At 60.0% G+C, this 5,701-nt stretch carries 4 protein-coding genes; 2 read left to right on the top strand and 2 right to left on the bottom strand.

Going from position 1 to position 5,701, the window contains the following annotated elements; genetic code table 11:
• Window positions 1–995, top strand: a 995-nt coding sequence (locus tag RMO15_RS10560) for a ribonuclease J (RefSeq protein WP_309711715.1), incomplete at its 5' end; no start/stop codon positions are given.
• A gap of 115 nt (window positions 996–1,110) precedes the next feature.
• On the opposite strand, the gene RMO15_RS10555 is transcribed toward RMO15_RS10560, so the two are convergent.
• Window positions 1,111–1,485, bottom strand: a complete 375-nt coding sequence (locus RMO15_RS10555) for an endonuclease domain-containing protein (RefSeq protein ID WP_309711712.1) — start codon at window positions 1,483–1,485, stop codon at window positions 1,111–1,113.
• 164 nt (window positions 1,486–1,649) lie between these two features.
• Here RMO15_RS10555 and smc point away from each other — a divergent pair, with 164 nt between their 5' ends.
• Entirely contained in the window at window positions 1,650–5,240 is a 3,591-nt protein-coding gene (gene smc, locus RMO15_RS10550) for a chromosome segregation protein SMC (RefSeq protein WP_309711709.1), read from the top strand.
• Here the strand turns inward: smc and RMO15_RS10545 are convergent.
• On the bottom strand, window positions 5,237–5,701 hold a 465-nt coding region (locus RMO15_RS10545; RefSeq protein WP_309711704.1), incomplete at its 5' end, for a HupE/UreJ family protein. The two genes, smc and RMO15_RS10545, sit on opposite strands and share 4 nt — an antisense overlap.

The raw sequence follows: 5,701 nt of genomic DNA, 5'->3' as shown, positions 1-5,701 counted from the left end.
GCCGCGTGATTATCGCCAGCTTCGCCAGCCAGATCCACCGCATGCAGATGGCCGTGGACTCCAGCAAAAAGTACGGGCGTAAAGTGGCTGCAGTGGGCCGCTCGATGGCACAGAACATGGACATGGCCGCCGCGTTGGGCTACTTGTCGGTTCCCGAAGGCATTCGGATGCGTGGCGACGACATTAATAGCAACAAGCCCGAGCAGATCACTATTCTCACCACGGGAAGCCAGGGTGAGCCCCTCGCTGGACTCTCGCGTATGGCGGGTGGCGATCATCGGCAAGTGACGATCCAGAAGGGCGATACCGTTGTCTTGTCGTCGTCGCCCATTCCCGGTAACGAGTCGGCGGTCTGGAGTGTGGTTAACCGGCTCTTTGCACTGGGGGCCAACGTGATCTACGATGCCCTCATGCCCGTGCACGTCAGCGGCCACGGCTACTCCGACGAGCTCAAGCTGATTCTTAACATTACCAACCCACAGTATGTGATTCCCGTACACGGCGAGCGCCGTATGCTGCATCTCTACAGTAAGTACGCCCAAGAGATGGGCTGGCTGCCCGAGGATGTCTTTGTTCTGGAGCTAGGCGATGTGCTGGAGCTGGACACGGAAAAGGGCGAGGTCGTGGATCGGGTACCGTCGGGTGCGGTGCTCATTGATGGCGACACGGGCCAGGAGATCCACGAGCTAGTTCTGCGGGACCGTCAGTTCCTCGCCAATGATGGCTTTGTCAACGTGGTAGTGGTGCTGGACTCAGAGACCAGTGAGCTAATCGGTGGCCCCGAGTTTCTCTCACGTGGCTGTTTCTACATGGACAGCGCCGACGAGCTTCTCTCGGAGGCTGCGGACGTGGTGGAGAAGTTGCTGGAAGGCGAGGGCGATGCCCCCCGCGAACCCGAAGCGCTCCAGGGCGATATCCGCAATGTCCTGAAGAAGTTCTTCGAGAAGCGCGTCGGTCGCCGCCCTGTGATCCTCGTCTCCGTCATGCGGGTGTAGTTTTATTTTGGTTTGCCCTCCCCGCACTTTTTTCCCTCCCCCGGCTCCGTTCGTTCCTCACTGCGCCACCCCCTCCCAATAATGGGAGGGGGTGCTGGTGGGGGAGCACGGGGAACTAGCTGATCTTTGCGCGTATACTTGCGAGAACCCACGATAGCTCGTGTAGGACTTCTTCATTGGTGAAACGGAGAAACTCGTAGCCATGTGCTTCGATCCAGTGTTGTCGCTCTTCATCACGCTCTCGAACTTCTGGCTGAGAATGTATGCCACCATCAATCTCAATGACTAGCTTGTGGCGTGGGCAGTAGAAATCCAGGATAAACGTCTCGACGGGGTGCTGCCTACGAAAGCGTGCTCCCTGAAGCTGTGAGCCACGAAGGGCCTCCCAGAGAACTTGCTCGGCGGGAGTACTCTCTCGCCGAAGCTGACGTGCGCGTGTCACTAGCTCTTGTGTGACATGACGATACCGATAACGGGCTGTTGGAACCATTGTAAATCAAACCTCCTGCCGTAGAACGGGTGACATCCCCCGATTCTGATAAAACCAAGCAGATATTTTTTATCTCTCCTCTCTCTGTCTCCCCCTCCCTTTCCCGTTATCGGGAGGGAGGGGGTAGGGGGGAGGGAGGGCAAAAGTGGTAAAATGCACCGCTTATGCGCCTCAAACGCCTGACTCTTCATGGTTTTAAGACTTTCGCGGACAAGACGGAGATCGAGTTCGTCCCCGGTGTCACCTGTATCGTCGGGCCGAACGGGTCGGGGAAGTCAAACTTGCTCGATGCGCTCGTCTGGTGCCTGGGGGAGCAGAAGGCTTCTAACCTGCGAGCCACCAATGCGCGCGATGTGATTTTTGCGGGCTCGTCCAAGCGCAAGCCGATGGGCATGGCGGAAGTGACCCTCACGGTAGACAACGAAGACCGTTTTCTGCCGCTGGACTTCTCCGAAGTCAGTGTCACGCGTCGAATCTACCGTAATGGCGACAGCGAGTTTCTGCTCAATAAAGTCGCGTGTCGGCTCAAAGATATCGCGGATTTGTTTACGGACACGGGGGTGGGCAGGGGGGCCTACGCCATTGTGAACCAGAGCGAGATTGATGGGATTCTCTCCGCCAAGCCCGAAGACCGCCGTGAGCTTTTTGAAGAAGCGGCGGGCATTAAGAAGTACCGGGTCAAGAAGCGCGAGGCGCAGCGCAAGCTAGAGAACACGGAGCTGAATCTCATTCGGGTGCGGGATATCTTGGGCGAGCTGAGTATCCAAGTGGAGCCGCTACGGCTTCAGGCAGAGACGGCACAAAAGCACAACGAGCTGACGGACCGACTCAAAGCGGTGGAGGTTGGTCAGCTTGCGGCGGACTACAAGCGTGCCAAAGACGAGCTTTCCGAGCTGGAAAAATCGGCGGTTGAGGCTAAGAAAGAGGCGGAGGCGCTTGAGGTTGAGGTTGTGGACCTGGAGGCGAGCGCTCTCGGGCTGGGGCAGCGCATCTCCGATGCCGAGAGCCAGATGGACGCGGCGCGAATTCGGCAGCAGCTCACGATGACACAAGTGGAGCGGCTCGAAAGCCGGATTGCCCTGGCGGAGGAGCGCAAGCTCAGTGCGCGAAAGACACTGGAAGCCCTGGCATCGGACTTAGAGGCGCTGGACTCCGATAAGCTAAGGCTCGCCACCGAGGCGGAGAGCCTGAAAATGGAGGCGAAATCTGCGGAGGCGCAGCTTGCCGAAAAAACAAAGACACTCGCCGGGCACGAGGGAGTTGCCCGCGACGCGGAGAAGGCGCTGGGGGAGCTCTCGCGGATGCTTGCAGGACAAGAAGCTGACTACCTTGCCCTTGCACGCAAGCTCGCCGCCCAGAAAGCGGAGCGCGATAGCCTTCGGGAGCGCATTCTCCGGCGTAAAGAGGAGATCCGTGAGGCGAACGAGCGAGCCTCCCAGCGTGTCGCTGAGGTGGAGAACGCTTTACAGGAGCATGCCAAGCTCGGAGAGCTTCTTGAGACCCAAAAACAAGAGCAATCCAGTGTTGCTGCAGCACTTACCACTATCGCCGAGCCCAACTTCAGCGCCGCTTCGTCACGTGTCAGCGAACTGGAAGAGCTGCGCCGCCGTAAAGAGCGAGAGCTTGCAGGTTCTGAGTCTCGGCTCCGGGTTTTGGAAGAGACCGAAGCCATGCAAGAAGGCTACTTCGGGGGCGTGAAGGTGGCGCTGAGTGCGGCGGCAGAGGGAAAGATCTCGGGGCGCTTTACGTTATTCGCGGATGCGATCAAAGTACCCGCTGAGTTTGAGACCGCCATTGAGGTCGCGCTGGGGGGAAGCCTTCAGGACATTATCACTGACACCGAGAAGCAGGCTAAAGAGGGCATTCGCTTTCTTCATGAGAGCCGGGGAGGACGTGCGACGTTTCTTCCGCTGGATCGCCTCCGAGACCAGCCTGTGCCCAGCTCTCTGCGAGCGGCGGCGAAGAAATACAGCGGTGTGCACGGCTCTGCGGCGGAGCTGGTTCGCTTTTCCGACGATGTCTCGCTAGCGGTTCGTGTGCACTTAGCCCGTGTGCTGGTTGTGGACGATCTAGATGTGGCGACCGAGGTCTCTCGGCAGCTAGATCGCGACTGGTCACGTATTGTCACTCTCACCGGAGAGCTGGTGTTGCCCACAGGAGCGATTACCGGAGGGCGTGCAGGGCGACAGGGGCCGAATCTTCTCTCGCGCAAACGTGAGATCGGGGAGCTTGGTGAGGCGGTTGAAGTGGGGCGGGGTGCTCTGGAGCGCATTGCCACCCAGCAAACCGAGGCTCGAAGCGCGGTGGAGAGTGCCCGTCAGGCCGTTCGTGATGCCGAGAGCGCGGTGCAGCGTGCCCGTGAAGCGGCTCTGGATACCGAGCGGCGTGGGCAGAATAAGAAAACAGAGGCAGATCGCCTACAGCGCGAGGCGCAGCAGCTCCAGACCCGCACTGGACAGCTGATAAGCTCGGGGGAGGCCGATGCCAGCCGGGAAGCCACCCTCTCGGCTGCCATTGACGAGGCAGATCGCACCGATGAGTCTACGTTGGCGAGCCGGGAGGAGCTGACACGTCGGCAAGTGGCACTGACGGTTCGGCGGGATGAGGCACGCGATCAGGCCCGGGTAATTGCCACCGAAGCCGCCAGCCTGCGCGAGCGTGCCGTGGGGCTGGCACGCGATGCCAAGCGCGCGGAAGAAGGGGCAATGCGGGCGACTGTCACCGCCGACGACCGCCGCCGCCGTACGCGGGAGGCTGAGAGCACGATTGCCACCGAGGATGCTGAAGCGATCCAGCGTGCAGGCGAGCGCGACATCGCCAAGAAATCCTTAGGGGAGGCTGCCGCTGAGGTAGAGAAGTGGCGCGAGCGTCGGCAGGCGCTGGTCAATGAGAACTTCCAGCTCACCGAGCGCATCCGGCTTGTCCAGCGCACAATTCAGTTCACCAATGAGCGGGGGCAGCAGGCCCGGCTCCGTGCGGCCCGTGTCGAGACTCAGGCGGAGACGATCGGCCAGCGCCTGCAAGATGAGTACGACCTGCACCCCGACTCCGCCGTCGCGCTGACCGGCGGTGTGCCTGTCGAGCGTGATGTCGCACAAGAGATCGCCCGCCTGCGTCGTGAGATTCGGGCACTAGGAACCGTGAACTTAGGAGCCATCGAAGAGTACGAGCGTGTCTCGGAGCGTTTCAGATTCCTCACCGAGCAGAAGGCCGATCTCGAAAGTGCGAAAGACAAGCTGTTTGCGACGATTACCGAGATTGATGACTCTACCCGAGGGGTCTTTGCGGAGACTTTTGATAAAGTAAACGTCGCCTTTCAGAAGTTCTTCACCCGGCTCTTTGGTGGCGGCTCGACCGACTTGGTCATGACCGATCCCAGCGATGTTTTAGAGACCGGCATTGACATTCTTGCCCAGCCTCCCGGCAAGAAACGGCAAAACCTCTCGCTGCTCTCTGGCGGCGAGCGTGCGCTGACTGCCACTGCACTGCTCTTCGCGTTTCTGGAAGTCCGTCCTGCGCCTTTCTGCGTCTTGGACGAAGTAGATGCGCCGCTGGATGGCGCAAACGTGGAGAAGTTCGCGGACTTAGTGCGGGAGTTTGGTCAAGAGAGCCAGTTTATTCTGATCACCCACAACGCCACGACCATGGAAGCCGCCCCGCTCTGGTACGGCATCACCATGCAGGAGCCCGGAGTAAGCCGTGGCATCTCCATGCGCGTCCCTGAGGCAGCGCCTCCTGTGCCTGCCGAGAGCTAGAGCCGCTGCCCAAACCAGTACGCACCGGCGAGCACGACGCCACAGAGGCCACACATTACCACGCGCCTTGCCAGCTCAGGACGGCGCTGTGTGAGAAGCGCCAGCAGCGGTGAGACGGCCAGAACGATACACGCCTGCCCCAGCTCCACCCCGATATTAAAGGCAAAGAGCGACCAGCCAAGCGCCTCGCGTGGAAGCTCTAGCTCGCGGAGCACACTGGCAAACCCGAAGCCATGGATCAGGCCGAAACAGAAGGCTAGCGTCAGACGTAAGTCTTTCGTTTTCTGCTCCGAAGACAGGCGCACCAGCCCCTGAACGCCCACGATCACAATGCTCAGCGCAATGGTCGGCTCGACTAGTTTAGGCGACGGACTCAGGATATTCAGTGTCGCCAGAACCAGTGTGATGCTATGGGCCAGGGTAAAGGCCGTGACAATCTTGAGAAGCTGTTTTAGGTTCCC

Origin of the sequence: Armatimonas sp. (genome assembly GCF_031410135.1) — a bacterium.
Lineage (GTDB): Bacteria > Armatimonadota > Armatimonadia > Armatimonadales > Armatimonadaceae > Armatimonas.
The sequence above is the reverse complement of the archived record's forward strand: the minus strand, read 5'-3'. Positions and strand labels throughout refer to the sequence as shown.